The sequence below is a fragment of the Nitrospira sp. CMX1 genome (assembly GCF_054902215.1).
The window spans coordinates 150,387-165,015 of the sequence record NZ_JBUBKD010000011.1; the positions used below are offsets into that span (position 1 = coordinate 150,387).

Below are 14,629 nucleotides of genomic sequence, written 5' to 3' on the forward strand. Positions count from 1 at the left end.
TACGAAAGTTCTCCCTCAGAAGGCGGAAACGTCAGGTAGACACATATGACATGATTCCGCGCATGAAAGGCAGAGATAGCCATACCGACACAACTGGTAGTTCAAACACACATTTTAGGACTCACCACAAGACGCAATACTACTCCACTATGGTCACTGTCATTTCCACACGCTCACGTGGATTGTCACGCTCGTCACGTGAAAGATTCACGATCTTATCAGCCACACCAATACCTTTGGTCACCTCACCAAACACAGAGTACTTTCGATCCAGGAATCGAGAATCCTCCACCACAATAAAAAACTGCGACCCTGCAGAATCTGGATCTGAAGCCCGGGCCATCGAGACGACACCTCGCTTGTGCGGGATGTCACTGAACTCCGCCTTGACCGAATGACCGGGACCACCCTGACCATAGGTGTCCTTTTTGAGAGAATCCTTCGTATTCGGATCTCCTCCTTGGATCATAAACCCAGGAATGACACGATGGAAAATCGTACCATTATAGAAACCATCCTTGGCTAATTTGACAAAGTTCTCCACATGCTTGGGCGCGACATCCGGGTAGAATTTGATTTCGATATCCCCTAATTTCGTTTTGATAATCGCCCGGAGGCTCTTCGGAACGTCCGCCTTTGAATTCGTCGTGTTATCAGCAGCAGGAAGCAACCCAATTTCTGTGACCAACAACAGTAGACCGATCAGCCCCCCCGCCAGCATACGCCATCTTGTTTGCTTGAACATCACCGACCTCCCATACCATTCCCGTTACAATGACCCCCTATTGTAACACCCTTCTATTTCAAACAGAGTGCGAACTCAACACTCCATCTCCTCCAGCGCGCGGCGCGCAGCTTCCTGCTCCGCTTCCTTCTTGCTGTTTCCTCGCCCAATCCCAACGACTCGGTGATTCACTTGTACTTCCACCTCAAAGAGCTTCTGATGGTCCGGTCCAGTTTCACCCACCACCAGATACTGCGGCAACATCTCATACCGCTTTTGACACCATTCCTGAAAGCGCGTTTTGTAATCGTCGCCTCCTGGCTGTTCATGAACAGCATCAAGTTGATGCAGCTCATCGGCTAGAATATCGATCGTGAAATCACGGCTAGCCTCAAAACCTCCATCCAGATAGACCGCAGCAATGATGGCTTCCAGCGCGTCAGCCAACAATGACGTTTTGTCCCTTCCGTTGGACCGTTCCTCCCCTCGACCAAGCCTCAGATAGCGCCCAAGGTCGAGCCGCCGAGCGGCATTCGCCAACGGCGCCTCGCTCACCAGCTTTGCCTTGAGTTTGGAGAGAGCGCCTTCGCTCAGTTCTGGATATCGTCTCGCCAGATAATCGCTGATGATCAGCGATAAAACGGCATCTCCCAAAAACTCAAGCCGTTCATTGTGTGTATGGCTAGACTCCCGACGCTCATTCACGTACGACTTATGCGTGAGCGCCTCTTCTAAAAGATTGTCATCCGTGAATCGATATTTCAAGAAGGCACGTGAGGAGTCGGCAGAAAAGGCAGGCATCATCAAGGCATACGTGCTACGTATCCAGTCGCTTGAAAATCAAACAGGCGTTCACGCCGCCGAATCCGAAAGAATTAGATAAGGCCACCTGAATCGCGGCAGACCGAGCCTTATTGGGAACGTAGTCCAAGTCACAGGCAGGATCGGGAGTATCCAGATTGATCGTGGGGGGAAGCATCCCATGGAACAACGCCAAGATGCTGAAGACAGCTTCGATTCCGCCAGCCGCACCGAGCAAATGCCCCGTCATGGACTTGGTCGAGCTGACGGGAATACGATGGGCCTGCTCACCGAACACTTGTTTTATTGCCCGGGTCTCAATCGCATCGGCCATCGTCGATGTCCCATGCGCATTGATATAACCGATCTGATCACGTGAGATTCCCGCATCCTTCAGCGCAAGTTCCATACACCGCACAGCTCCTTCGCCTTCTTCCGGTGGAGCCGTAATGTGATACGCATCGCTGTTCATTCCATACCCGATGATCTCTCCATACATTCTGACCCCACGCCGGATGGCATGCTCACGTTCCTCAATCACGACGACTCCTGCCCCTTCGCCCAATACGAATCCATCACGATCCTTGTCGAACGGACGACTTGCCTTTGTCGGTTCATCATTCCGGAATGACAATGCCTTAGCCGCTGCGAATCCCGCGACACCCAGCGGAGTGACCGCCGCTTCGGCACCGCCGGCCACCATGACATCAGCCTCACCTCGTTGAATCAGGCGGTACGCGTCTCCAATGCAATGATTGCCCGTAGCGCAAGCCGTCACCGCACAAGAATTGGGCCCCTTGGCTCCTATCCGAATCGCCACTTGTCCAGAGGCCAGATTGATAATGGTCATCGGGATGAAAAACGGTGAGACTCGTCCCGGCCCCTTAGCCCTGAGCACATCATGATAATGTTCAATCGACCCGAGACCGCCAATCCCGGAGCCGATATACACCCCGACCCGCGTGGCCTCTTCCGGCGAGATCTTTAATCCTGCATCGTCCACAGCCAGCTGCGCCGCACCGACAGCGTAGTGGATGAACGTATCCATCTTCTTGATCTCTTTTTTTTCAATAAACCGAGCCGGATCGAAATCCTTCACCTCACCCGCAATTTGAGCATCATACCCGGTTGGATCAAATCTCGTGATCCTGCCAATCCCTGACTCGCCGGCACAAACGGCCTTCCACGTCTTCTCAACGCCAGTACCCAACGGAGTCACCAACCCAAGACCGGTGACAACGACGCGCCGAGCTGGCTGATCTGATTCACCTGCACCCATAGTTCAAGACTTTTCTTTGATGTAATCCAATGCTTTCCCGACCGTCAGAATTTTCTCGGCATCCTCATCGGGGATTTCGATCGAAAATTCTTCCTCGAGTGCCATCACCAGCTCGACCGTATCGAGCGAATCCGCTCCCAAGTCTTCAACGAAAGAGGCCTCCGGTGTGACCTCGTCTTCTTCCACGCCCAGCTGTTCGGCAATAATTTTTTTGACTCGTTCATCTACAGTGGCCATCGATCTCACTACCTCCTTCCCCGGTATACTCTCACCTGGGCCGCCACACGGGGATCTGTGACGACCATCCACCCAAGAGACGCGCTATCTTTACACCATCAACATACCGCCGTTTACGTGCAAAACATGACCCGTGATGTAGGCTGCTTCCTCGGATACCAAGAAACGCACAGCTGCGGCAATGTCGGCCGGCGTCCCCAAGCGGCCCAGAGGAATCTGCTTTAGTAATGTATCTTTGACATCGGCGGAAAGCCCATGAGTCATCGCCGTATCGATGAAACCCGGCGCCACCGCATTCACCGTCACATTACGGCTAGCATATTCCCGCCCGACTGTCTTCGTAAACCCGATGACGGCTGCCTTCGAAGCCGAGTAATTCGCCTGCCCCGCGTTTCCAATCACCCCAACAATCGAGGCAATGTTGACGATACGACCATACCGCTGCTTGGTCATCGGCTGCAAGACCGCCCTGGTACAGTTAAAGGTGCCGTTCAAATTGATCTGAAGGACCAGGTTCCAATCTTCGTCTTTCATCCGTAACAATAAGCCGTCACGAGTGATCCCGGCATTATTGACCAGGATGTCCACCTTTCCCCAAGCCTTGAGCACTTGTTCGACCATCGACTTGGTTTCACCGGTATCTGCCACGTTGACTTTGAGGTTCAACGCCTTTCGCCCGAGTTTTTCCACTGCAGTCACAGTTTCCGCAGAACGGCTCGGATCGAGATCGGCGACGGCAATATCCGCTCCCGCCTGAGCCAGCGCTTCGGCAATCGCACGCCCGATGCCCTGAGCGGCACCAGTTACAATAGCGGTTCTCCCTTGTAGTGACATCGCGGACCTTTCAGATAATGCGTTAACAGGCGAAAAAACGGTTCATCACTTGATTTCTCGTCAGGATAGTCTCCAATCAGCTCACCGCCTTGAGTGTCGCATTCAAGGATTTCTGATCGTTGACATTCAAAACATTCACGCCGGGCAGAATCCGCTTGATCAAACCGGTCAACACCGTGCCGGGGCCGACTTCAACAAAGGTCGTCACACCCATGTTTCCCATCGCATGCACCGTATCTTCCCATAAGACGGAAGAAGGCAACTGGCGAATCAACGATATCTGAATCTCCTCTGCCCGACTGATCGCCCTTGCCTCTGCGTTATTCACGAGCGGTGCACAGAGCTCCGCCCATCGAACAGCACCCAGGTCCTTGGCTAACCGATCAGCTGCTTGCTGCATCAATGGCGTATGAACCGGTACACTGACGGGCAACGGAATAGCCTTTTTGCAGCCTTGTTCCTTCGCCAACGCGATAGCTCGCTCCACCGCTGCCTTCTCACCGGCAATGACGACCTGACCGGGTGAGTTGAAATTCGCGGCGGCTACCACTCCGACTGACGAGGCCGCACGACAGACTTCTTTCACCACTTCGGCGGTCAATCCCAAGAGAGCCGCGACAAGGCCGGTTCCAGGCGCAACGGCTTCGGACATGTAGCGCCCACGTTTCTGAACCAGGCCAATGGCATCACGAAAGGCAACACCACCGACCGCAACCAACGCGGAGTATTCCCCCAAACTATGGCCTGCGACTGCGATGGGCTTGATCCCAACCGGTTCAAGAAGCCTCCAGGCAGCGATACTACTGACAAGCAACGCCGGCTGAGTGAATTCGGTCAGATTGAGCCGTTCAGCCGGTCCAGCAAAGCACAACTCTGCCACGTCATACCCCAGAACCGAGGAAGCCTCATCGTACACAGTTTTCAATGAGGGGTAGGCATCATAGAGCGCCTTCCCCATCCCGACCGATTGAGACCCTTGCCCAGGGAACACCACACCGATTTTTTGCGTCATGGGGCGTTAGATATCTTAGAAATCCCGTGCAAAGTCAACGGGAAAAGTTTTACAGACCGCCTGCTCGCATCCAGACGAAATCGACTCAGAACTCCTCTTGACCCTCGGCAGATCTTCACCTACCACCTGATGACGGCCGAGGCCCACGTGAGTCCTGCTCCAAAGGCACCGAGCATCACCAAGGAACCAGCCTGCACACGCCCCTCACGAACTGCTTCATCGAGAGCAATGGGGATCGATGCCGCCGATGTATTGCCATATCGATCCACGTTCAGAAGCACCTTCTCGATCGGAAAGCCCAGCCGTTCGATCACGGCCTTGAGAATGCGGATATTGGCCTGGTGCGGTACATAGAGATCCACATCCTCCACCCGAAGATTATGGACGGACAAGGTCGTCCGAGCAATCTCCTCCAACGTTCTGACTGCGACTTTGAACGTTTCGTTCCCTTTCATCTTGATGTACTGGAGGCGCTCCTCAACCACCTTTTCGGACAGGGGCGTCCGTGAACCACCACCAGGCACCATGATCAGCTCGCACAATGTTCCGTCAGAACGAAGATGTGTGGAGAGGATTCCGTGGTCCCCATCACTCGCACTGACGACTACCGCCCCGGCTCCATCTCCAAACAACACACAGGTATTACGGTCGGTCCAATCCGTGATCGCGGACATGACTTCAGCACCGATCACCAAAACATGGCGCAGTCCACTCTTTACATAGGCATCCGCCACAGAAAGCGCGTAGACGAACCCACAACACGCAGCCGAAAGATCGCAGGCCGCAGCTTTCGTCGCTCCAAGCTGATGCTGAACGAGGCAGGCCGTGGCCGGAAGCGGGTAATCACCCGTACAGGTGGCAACCAAAATCATGTCGAGATCGGTTGCCGCCAACCCGGCCGAATCCAAGGCCCGCTTCCCAGCCTGAACCGCAAGATCCGAGCATGCTTCTCCCGTCGCCGCAAGACGCCGTTCACGGATGCCGGTTCGCTCGCGAATCCATTCATCGGACGTCGCGACCATCTGTTCAAGATCCGCATTCGTCAGCACTTTGGCAGGTGCATATGAGCCGGTGCCAGAAATGTAGGCCTTCATCGCTCGGATTCCATCGTCGGACGGGAATGACTTTCCTCAATGTCGCGCTGAATGAGCTCTCGTACTCCGCCCTCGGCCATCCCCTTGGCTCGGCGAATCGCGTTCTTGATCGCTTTCGCCGACGACCGTCCATGGCAGATCATCGTCACCCCGTTCACGCCCAGAAGCGGGGCCCCTCCGAATTCGGCATAGTCAATTTTCCGCTTGAGATTTGCCAGTGGCCCGGCAATCAGAGGATAGGCAAGTCGACCGAAGAAGTGTCCTGAAATTTCCCTCAGGAGCAACCGCTTGATCATCTCGGCCACCCCTTCAGAGATCTTCAACGCAACGTTTCCGATAAACCCATCACAAACGACAATATCGGCGATCCCGCTGTAGACATCACGCCCTTCAACATTCCCCACAAAATTCATCGAGCTGGCCTTGAGCAGCTTAAACGCTTCTTTCGTGACCTCATTCCCCTTGCTGTCTTCTTCACCGATGCTCAACAGCCCCACACGTGGATTCGGCTTACCAAGCAGATGCTTGCCATATTCATTCCCCATCAAGGCAAATTGCTCAAGATGGGTGGCGGTGCAGTCTACATTGGCTCCGACATCGAGCATGATCGCCTCTCCGCTCAATGTTGGAAGACTCGTGGCAATCGCCGGCCGTTCAACCCCCTTGATCAATCCCAGGATAAAGAAGGACGCCACCATGCTCGCCCCTGTGTTCCCCGGGCTCACCACCGCTCCGGCTTCGCCGCTTTTCACCAACTCCGTCGCAACCCAAATCGACGAATCCCGCTTCTTCCTGGCCACCGCTGCAGGGGACTCATGCATCTCAACGACCTGAGACGCGTGCCTGATGGACAGGCGAGGGTCGTGACCGGATTGACGCTGGCATTCTTGTTTTAGGATGGCTTCGTCGCCGACAAGAATAACCTCGACGTCACACTCTTTCACGGCTTGTAGAGCACCCTCTACACAAGGTGCTGGGCCATGATCCCCCCCTACCGCGTCGAGCGCGATCTTCATACGGCTTGGTGTACTCACGAATGGCGTTGGAAAGACAGGCTAAACACGAGTCGCCCCCTGGGATCAGCTCTACCGCACTGACCCCTTTTCGCCACAGACCAGCTCGAACATGTTACGGCCCTCCAAGTATGACGGCTGGCATTGCTTGAAGCATCCGCACCATAAAAACATTGAAGATACGCCTAAACACCTGCCGCTGTGGGGCGTCAACCATCAACTGGCAGTCAGCTTAGGCTTCTTCGACTTGAATGACGGCCTTGCCCTTATACGTCCCGCAATTCAAACAGGTGTAATGCGGCAATTTTAACTCATGGCACTGTGGGCACACAGCCATCCCCGGCGGGGTCATACGCAGTTTTTGAGTGCGACGCTTATCGCGTCTTGCCCGTGAATGTTTATGTTTTGGATTCGGCATGGTGACTCCTTCTTCCCCTCGATTCGGATCGCTATTCAGCGCTGTCCGGCGTCCCTCAGTTTTTCTTTCATCGTGCGCAGCACATCAAATGGACCTCCCGACGGTTCTGCACCGCAACGACAAGGGCCTCCATTCAAATCATGCCCACAACGGGCACAGAGACCACGACAATCGCTGGTACATAACGGGTGCATCGGGGATGCCAGGATCATCTGCTCGCGCAACATCGGTGCGAGATCAAGATGATCACCCGTAAAGTAATAGAGATCGTCATTCTGTTCTTCCTCTTCAACCGTAGGAGGCGTCGCCGTTTTTTTCTTTCTCACACCGTCCCGTTTTCCGGTAGGCCCCGTGGATTTGACTTCCCGCTCGTAGGCGACGCGCAAGGAAAACGCCACCGGCTCGTCAAAGTCCTTCAGACAACGGACGCATTGCCGACTGGCGGCCCCTTCCACCACACCGGTCACATAGATGGTCCGTTCAATCGCACGAAGCTCCAATCCGACCGACATTGTTCCGCGAATGGAGACATCCGAATCCGTCAGTCCCAGCTCGTCACCCGTCAGGTCTCCGGACAACGAAAGACCCTCAGCCGTGATATCCGCGATCTTCGGCGTTAAGACACCCATGAGTCCCCTCGACGATATCCCCGCGCCCCAGCCTGAGGCCCCAATCTCACCGATCACGTTCGTTATCGCTCCTCAGCAAAGCTGATGATGGCGATATGCCGAGCCCGCTTGACCGCCACCGTCAGTTCACGTTGATGCCGCATGCAATTGCCAGAGATTCGGCGTGGAACGATACGCCCTCGCTCTGTCAAAAAGTTCCGAAGGAGTCCGGCATCCTTAAAATCAATCGGTGCTTTATCCAGACAAAATCGGCAGGGACGTCTCCGTTGGAACAGCCGTCCTCCTCCACCACCTCCACGCTCGTTTTCACTTCGATCCATCACTGCCTCCTCATACTCCTGTCATTAACCTTCATCGCCTGTCTCATAGCCGGGTTCATCATGCATCGGAGGTTCGGCACCTTGGCCGCCGTCTTGGCGCTTGGGCATAAACGTCACGGTCTGGGCGACCACTTCATGCTTGCTGCGCTTTTGACCATCTTCGGTTTCCCATCGGCGCTGCTGCAACCGCCCCTCAACAATCACGCCGTTCCCCTTGCTGAGATACTGCCCGCAATGTTCGGCTTGTTTACCAAAGACCACAATATCGACAAAACACACTTCTTCCTTCAAATCGTCGCCCTGTTTAAACCGGCGACTGACCGCCAAACCAAAACTCGCCACTGGCGTCCCACTCGGCGTATACCGGAGCTCGGGATTCCGAGTGAGGTTTCCCATTAAGATGACTTTGTTAAATCCGGCCACCGTCTGACTCCTGTGCCGCCGCTTCCACCGGGCGCCGCTCCACTAATGGCTTCTCATGATGAACCGTCAGAAACTTGATGATATCGTCTTCCAACCGATAGGCCCGTTCCAGCTCGCCGACGGTGTTGTTCGGTGCCTTAAAGTAAAAATAGCCATAGGTCCCCTTTCGCTCACGACGCACCTCGTAGGCGAGTTTTTTCTTCCCTAAATTTTCGGCTTTGATGAATTGCGCGCCGGTCTTATCGGCGACACTTTTCATCTTGTCGATGAGCGCTTTCGTATCCTCATCGGAAAGGGACGGACGAATAATAAACAGAGACTCGTAGAGCTCCATGCAGCAATCCTCCTGGACAAAGGCCCCCGAACCAGTCGGGAGCGAGGTGTAGGGTGCCTATCTGGCACAATGAACGGAGGACGGTAACATAGGGATTCTTAGACTGTCAATGAATTGCAGAACCTGACGCTTCCATCAATGGCACCCACGAAGAGCGCAGAGCCGTGGTTACACAACTTGATTGCTGATTTCATACAGACTTCCCCGCATTGACAGAAAACCCTCGAAACATAACCATTGGTTACCAGTTAAATTTATCACGGACCGCCACATTGCCTGTCTCCACATTCCCTCTTTTCAGATCATGGCGGTCCAGTCTGCTGACAGCGTACTGCGGAATAGACCGGTCGTTATGACACCGGTGCATACGCCCAGGGTGTTGATTCGAGAACTTTCAAATAGGTTCCCACGTCTGTACAGACGTGGGAACCTATTGCGCTAAAGTCCGATCCACGGCCTCTGCAGACTGTATCGCGTTATCAATGTAAGCAATCTGTTCTCCGGCAATAAATTGACGCCGGTCCAACACCTGTTATGCTTGAACTGGATGAGACAATTCCTTGTCCAACGCACTCTAATTTTTACGATTGTCATCGTCGCCACTGCGGTCTTGGCGCAAAGTCCTGATTCATCGTCACTTCAACCGAGAACAGGCCCGGCGATTCAGGGCGACTCCCCACTCCCAATCGGAACCAGACGCGGGCGCTGCAACCCCGCCTCCACTAGATGTCAGCTCCCACGCCATCGCGTGCAACCACAGACTCCGACCTCAATCAACTGGCCGAAGCAGGCGCTCGGTTGGGACACGAAAGCTCGTTGAATATCCGTAGCCGCACCGGCCCAAGCATCGATAGTCCATCGACTAAACCATAATATTTACATTCATCTGCCTATTTTTGTTGGTGCAGGCAGATCAAGCTAGCGACGCACGATACAAGATCCAACCCTAGTTTTCAGTGCAGGTTCACGGGCGCCGAGGCAAGTTATTTGAGGTTGGCAGCACGGTCATGCATTTCGCGATCGTGACTAATCGGGAGGGGGATGGTCTTATGCTAATTCGCCAGCATCGGGAGAAACGGGCACCGTCGAGCATGCTCAGCATGTCCTGAAGAACCAGTTGGTGACCGTGGCCCTGCGAAGTGGGAAGGTTGGGACCAACACCGACTGGTTCGGCTCACCGTGCTGACTGATCATCTCCTGAGTACACTGAAGCGCGTAGCCTTACCCGAAGATTTGTTGAAGGCGAGACCGAAGGTGCTGCAGTTTCTAGTGTTCAACACAATTATGAAGGTCCTTCCGCATGTTCGCCGAACCCTGTTTATGTCTCTCAAGGACCACGCTGAAAGCTCTCTTGCCCCTGGCGCGAAGCCACATCCTCACGCTCTGCCCAACTTAGCCGGAGAATGAGACCAACATTACCCGTTCTGTCGTGTTCAAGGGGCAATGTCTTGCCACGAAACATATCTGGCAACTGGATACCAGCAGGGGTAGCTCATCCATCGCAAACGCTCTGCGGATCCCGCCGCTATCGCTCTTGAAACGACAGGCCTCACCACATCTGGTCATTTCACTGACAAAGGGGGTGACGGAACAGGCAGGAATCTACTTGTCCACCAACTGCATGGTGGCAAACTCTCGTACTGCAGGATCCGGATCGGTCAGCCCTCGATTCAACAGGGAAAGAACGGTATCCCGATCCTCCTGCGAGGGCTCGTCTTTTGCCAACTGATCCATCAGTAACATCATAGCCTCGACTCGAAACGCAGGATTGGCGTCCTTCGAAGCCATCGCCGCAAGCGCTGGAATCGGCACAGGATCCAGTGAGTACTTGAGCACATCCAGCGCGGCCTCGCGAACCTCTGGTGCGCGATCTGACAGGGCCTGCGCGATAATTGGATTCACGGCTTCGCTGGTTTCTCGATGCGCAATCCCGTTCAACGCCGCAATCCGAGCGGCCGGCTCCTGAGACTCTCTCAGAGATTGCTCTAGTTGGGCGAGCTCGAGATCTGTTCTGGCGGTTCCAAGATTCCCAATGCTGGTGGGTGCGGAACGTACGGAGCTTCCATTCGCCGTGGGAACACTGGAGAATGGCGATCCGGCGGATGCCCGACTGACCATCGGCCCTTGAGGGACCGAGAGATCGACCCTGGCAATCACCTTCTTGGCCCCATCCTGGCGATACTCTACTGCATAAAACTTTCCAATGAGCACTTGCTGCAGCACGTCTTCAACTGGACGCCGCTGAAACGAGAGTGTCACTGATTCAGACTTCATTGCCTCAGGTATAAGAAAGGCAATCTGTGTGCGCCGGCCAAACTCCGTCAGCACCGCGCCCAATGGGGCATTCTGAGCCTCAATAGACACAAGCCCCGCTGTTGCCGTCACCATCATTGTGGTAGCAGAGCTAAGCCCAGGCTTCGAAATCTCCTCTCCTGGACTCCCACAGGCTTGCATGGAGAACGCCATGAGTACTATGAGATATGAACACCTCATTGGCGTGGACAAGATCCGCATGGATGTGGACCTCATCTGCCTATGTGAGGAAACCCGTATGGCCAATGTCTGTGACTCTCTCAACCACATCACACCTCAGACGTTACAATCACGTGTATCAGTGAACGGCTAGACTGGGGGCCGCCTCCCATCTATACACGATAGGAGGCCCCCAGACCATTCCTACTGAATGAATGTGATATCTATCGCGCTACTTCTGTAGCGAGAGTCTCATAGTACGTCCCCGCCCATCGAAACACAGCAATATTCCCACGAAGCTGTGACCCCACAGCCGTTGGGCTATAGAAGCGACAACGCGCGAAACCACCATAACTCGGCGAAGCAACGACTTCCAGCGTCTGACCAGGGTTCAGTGTGATCACCCCCGAGGTGGCCGCCACGGAGCCATCAAACTTGTGGAGCACAACTTGTAGATCGGTGATGGCGGTGAGGCCGACATTCACCACATTGCAGGCATGATACGAAGCACCACTGTCTGCCCAGTGTGGTCCGGTATATAACGTCATCGCATTGGCATTTGGGCTGAGTACACCCAACCCCACTGCAAACCCAATCGCTAGAATTCCTTTCGTCATCTGCATGATCGCCTCCTATTTGGTTATGACTGCCCACTGCCCCCATCACGGCATCTGCAAACCCTCTTATCGACCATCCTTACGCATCATCGTTACGCGCGAAACTTATTATGTTTCACCTAAGTCAATACACACGCCTCTCCCCATCTATACTTATCCATTCATGGCATTTAGGCGCAGCGCAGCACACCACCGCGCCATGCATCCACACTTCTTCGCAATACATCTATACGCATATGGCCCATCAACCACTACCTATCATTAGGTATTCACAATGGCAAACACTTTTGAATCCTTAGCACTTGCCCTGCGCGATGCATCCAGATAAATACTCCCGTGACTTTTTGCGAAGCAAAACTCTGGGTTCGAATCTTGTATTGTGCGTCTCGAGGCCGGTTTGACTCTCGACGGAACCGAACAAACTCAAGTAGAATGGCCTAAGCCCCTGCCAGCTGAGAATTCCCTGCGAGCAGGTGAGGATCGAGATCAGGCAACAGTGCTATTAGACAGAAGTGGGGGCTGATCTTGTATTGTGCTTGGGACATCCGCCGGTTGCAGACATAGGCAGGTATTTATTGTTAGTGGCGAGCAGCTAAGCTTCGTCCATTGAGACATCCCCCAAGCCATTCCCCTTTCATCTTGTCTCTCTTCTCTCCGCCCTTTAGGATGGCGCTCGTACACGACTGACTGTCCGGCCACTAAGAGATACACATGGAACCAAGTTTTTGGCACAACCGATGGCAGACGAATCAGACTGGATGGCATGAGCGCGACGTCAACCCACTGCTGATCGCTCACTTCCCCTCCCTCAATGTCCCTCCTGGCGGGCGTGTGTTTGTGCCGCTCTGCGGCATGTCACTTGATCTTGGCTGGTTCCTGTCTCGTGGCTATGCGGTCGCCGGGGCGGAACTGAGTGAGCTGGCTGTGACGCAGCTCTTTGCCGAGCTGGGAATGGAAACAACCATATCAGAAGTCGGAAAACACAAACTCTTTCGCGGAGAGAAGATCGACATCTTCGTAGGCAATCTCTTCGATCTGTCTCGTGAAGTACTTCGTCCTGTCGATGCGGTCTATGACCGGGCTGCGTTAGTCGCACTACCGGAGATCCTGCGGGTCCAGTACACTACCCATCTCAAATCGCTTACGGCATCGGCGCCCCAACTGGTCATAGGTTATGAGTACGACCAGACCATCGTGCCAGGGCCTCCGTTTTCCGTCACCCCCGATGAGCTCCATCGCCATTACAGCGACAGCTACACCCTCACACCGCTGACCCGTCTAGATGTCCCTGGCGGGCTCAAAGGGAAGTGCCCCGCAACGGAACATGTCTGGCGATTGAATAAATGACTGGGTTAAAAAAAGAAGAGGGGGGAGAATATTTTCTATTACACTCCGATAGCCAAACGGACTGGATGGACGGTTTCCTGAATTCCGTAAGGCCCGGTTGATTCCACCTGCTCAGGATCCGCATACGTACCGAACAGTCGATCCCACACTGTAAACAAGACCCCGAAGTTTGCTCCGCCCCTTCCGATCTGTTTCAGGTGATGTACACGATGGTAACGTGGTGTGACAAAGAACCATTCTAGCTTTCTCGATTGCCAGGTCACATTCATGTGCATCCAGTTATTCGTCAGGATTAGCATATAGGAATAGAGCGAGAAAAAGAGTGACGGCACCGGTTTGAGGAGCGGAAACGCCAGAAAATATGGAATGCTGGCCAGGACGATCTGCGGAAAACTTGCCCGGATACCGGCCAGCCAGTACAGCTCCGTTGGTGCATGGTGCCAGCGATGGATCGGCCAGACCCACGGCATATGCCAGAGCCGATGCATCCAGTAGGCCAATCCATCCAGGACGAACAAGAAGACCACCAGCTTAAACCCGAATGGCAGCGCCTGCCAGCGCCAGTAGGAGTAGTGAGGAAACGGGATTCGATTCGTCACCTGTGCGGCAAAGATAAAGAAGATCTGGTAGATCGTGAAGGCCGTCACATCCTGTAGAAACACCTGTCGGTAATGAAGCGGACGCGACGGCCACCAATACTCCACCGCGAAAAAGAGCAGGCCGATTCCCCAATAAATGGCCAGCCACTCAAGTGAAATGAAATTGGCTAGCCAGTCAACCATTGTTACCACTTACGAAACATGTTTTAGTGTGACAAACAGAAGTGTCGAGGCAGGAGGATCGCGCATCGTGAAGGCGCTGGTCAAGTCGGCAGAGGACTCCCTCCACCCTTCCTATGGGGGGCAACATTGGTTGCCTTGGCTCCCTCCTCTTTAAATAAGAAGTTGAATCATATGCTGGTGTCCCTTGTTCGCTATGCCAAGTTTATGGGCAAATTCCCGCAAGCCCCCGAGATCAAAGCCCACAGAGAAAGGACGTACAAAAGCGGCCTAGGACAAACAGAATAACCGGGCTC

Annotated in this window: 17 protein-coding genes; 1 reads left to right on the forward strand and 16 read right to left on the reverse strand. The window is 54.1% G+C overall.

The features are described 5' to 3' along the window. Positions 1-139 precede the first annotated feature (139 nt). The 15 genes from ACYX34_RS02675 to ACYX34_RS02745 form a co-directional block, all read right to left on the reverse strand. Entirely contained in the window at positions 140-703 is a 564-nt protein-coding gene (locus ACYX34_RS02675) for a peptidylprolyl isomerase (protein ID WP_462075185.1), read from the reverse strand. Between the two features lie 117 nt (positions 704-820). Then, positions 821-1,528: a ribonuclease III gene (gene rnc, locus ACYX34_RS02680; RefSeq protein ID WP_462075013.1), complete on the reverse strand. Its 708-nt coding sequence runs from the start codon at positions 1,526-1,528 to the stop codon at positions 821-823. Positions 1,529-1,541: 13 nt separating this feature from the next. Beyond that, entirely contained in the window at positions 1,542-2,804 is a 1,263-nt protein-coding gene (gene fabF, locus ACYX34_RS02685; protein WP_462075014.1) for a beta-ketoacyl-ACP synthase II, read from the reverse strand. 3 nt (positions 2,805-2,807) lie between these two features. Next, entirely contained in the window at positions 2,808-3,041 is a 234-nt protein-coding gene (acpP, locus tag ACYX34_RS02690; protein WP_090895437.1) for an acyl carrier protein, read from the reverse strand. Positions 3,042-3,131: 90 nt separating this feature from the next. Further along, the gene (gene fabG, locus ACYX34_RS02695) at positions 3,132-3,875 is read right to left on the reverse strand and encodes a 3-oxoacyl-[acyl-carrier-protein] reductase (protein WP_462075015.1); all 744 of its coding nucleotides are present in this window, start codon (positions 3,873-3,875) and stop codon (positions 3,132-3,134) included. Between the two features lie 76 nt (positions 3,876-3,951). Further along, positions 3,952-4,887 carry an ACP S-malonyltransferase gene (gene fabD / locus ACYX34_RS02700; protein WP_462075016.1) on the reverse strand — a complete coding sequence of 312 codons (936 nt, stop codon included), beginning with the start codon at positions 4,885-4,887 and terminating at the stop codon, positions 3,952-3,954. Between the two features lie 119 nt (positions 4,888-5,006). After that, positions 5,007-5,981, reverse strand: a complete 975-nt coding sequence (locus tag ACYX34_RS02705) for a beta-ketoacyl-ACP synthase III (protein WP_462075017.1) — start codon at positions 5,979-5,981, stop codon at positions 5,007-5,009. Next, positions 5,978-6,997, reverse strand: a complete 1,020-nt coding sequence (plsX, locus tag ACYX34_RS02710; RefSeq protein ID WP_462075018.1) for a phosphate acyltransferase PlsX — start codon at positions 6,995-6,997, stop codon at positions 5,978-5,980. Before plsX ends, ACYX34_RS02705 begins: the two co-directional genes overlap by 4 nt. A gap of 229 nt (positions 6,998-7,226) precedes the next feature. After that, the gene (gene rpmF, locus ACYX34_RS02715) at positions 7,227-7,412 is read right to left on the reverse strand and encodes a 50S ribosomal protein L32 (RefSeq protein ID WP_086418096.1); all 186 of its coding nucleotides are present in this window, start codon (positions 7,410-7,412) and stop codon (positions 7,227-7,229) included. A 35-nt stretch (positions 7,413-7,447) separates the two neighbouring features. Continuing rightward, the gene (locus tag ACYX34_RS02720; RefSeq protein WP_462075019.1) at positions 7,448-8,098 is read right to left on the reverse strand and encodes a YceD family protein; all 651 of its coding nucleotides are present in this window, start codon (positions 8,096-8,098) and stop codon (positions 7,448-7,450) included. Positions 8,099-8,103: 5 nt separating this feature from the next. Next, positions 8,104-8,361 carry a 30S ribosomal protein S18 gene (gene rpsR / locus ACYX34_RS02725; RefSeq protein WP_462075020.1) on the reverse strand — a complete coding sequence of 86 codons (258 nt, stop codon included), beginning with the start codon at positions 8,359-8,361 and terminating at the stop codon, positions 8,104-8,106. A gap of 24 nt (positions 8,362-8,385) precedes the next feature. After that, positions 8,386-8,784, reverse strand: coding sequence for a single-stranded DNA-binding protein (locus ACYX34_RS02730; RefSeq protein WP_462075021.1), 399 nt, complete (start codon positions 8,782-8,784; stop codon positions 8,386-8,388). Continuing rightward, positions 8,771-9,118, reverse strand: coding sequence for a 30S ribosomal protein S6 (gene rpsF, locus ACYX34_RS02735; protein ID WP_462075022.1), 348 nt, complete (start codon positions 9,116-9,118; stop codon positions 8,771-8,773). The genes ACYX34_RS02730 and rpsF overlap by 14 nt, the downstream gene beginning before the upstream one ends. 1,602 nt (positions 9,119-10,720) lie before the next feature. Beyond that, complete coding sequence (locus tag ACYX34_RS02740; protein ID WP_462075023.1) at positions 10,721-11,584, reverse strand: HEAT repeat domain-containing protein; 864 nt, start codon at positions 11,582-11,584, stop codon at positions 10,721-10,723. A gap of 230 nt (positions 11,585-11,814) precedes the next feature. Further along, positions 11,815-12,213 (reverse strand): hypothetical protein, encoded by a 399-nt coding sequence (locus ACYX34_RS02745; RefSeq protein ID WP_462075024.1) that lies wholly within the window; start codon positions 12,211-12,213, stop codon positions 11,815-11,817. A gap of 705 nt (positions 12,214-12,918) precedes the next feature. On the opposite strand from ACYX34_RS02745, the gene tmpT reads away from it, so the two are divergent. Next, the gene (gene tmpT / locus ACYX34_RS02750) at positions 12,919-13,554 is read left to right on the forward strand and encodes a thiopurine S-methyltransferase (protein ID WP_462075025.1); all 636 of its coding nucleotides are present in this window, start codon (positions 12,919-12,921) and stop codon (positions 13,552-13,554) included. A gap of 38 nt (positions 13,555-13,592) precedes the next feature. Here the strand turns inward: tmpT and ACYX34_RS02755 are convergent, their stop codons facing one another. Further along, positions 13,593-14,336, reverse strand: coding sequence for a sterol desaturase family protein (locus tag ACYX34_RS02755; RefSeq protein WP_462075026.1), 744 nt, complete (start codon positions 14,334-14,336; stop codon positions 13,593-13,595). Between the last annotated feature and the right edge of the window lie 293 nt (positions 14,337-14,629).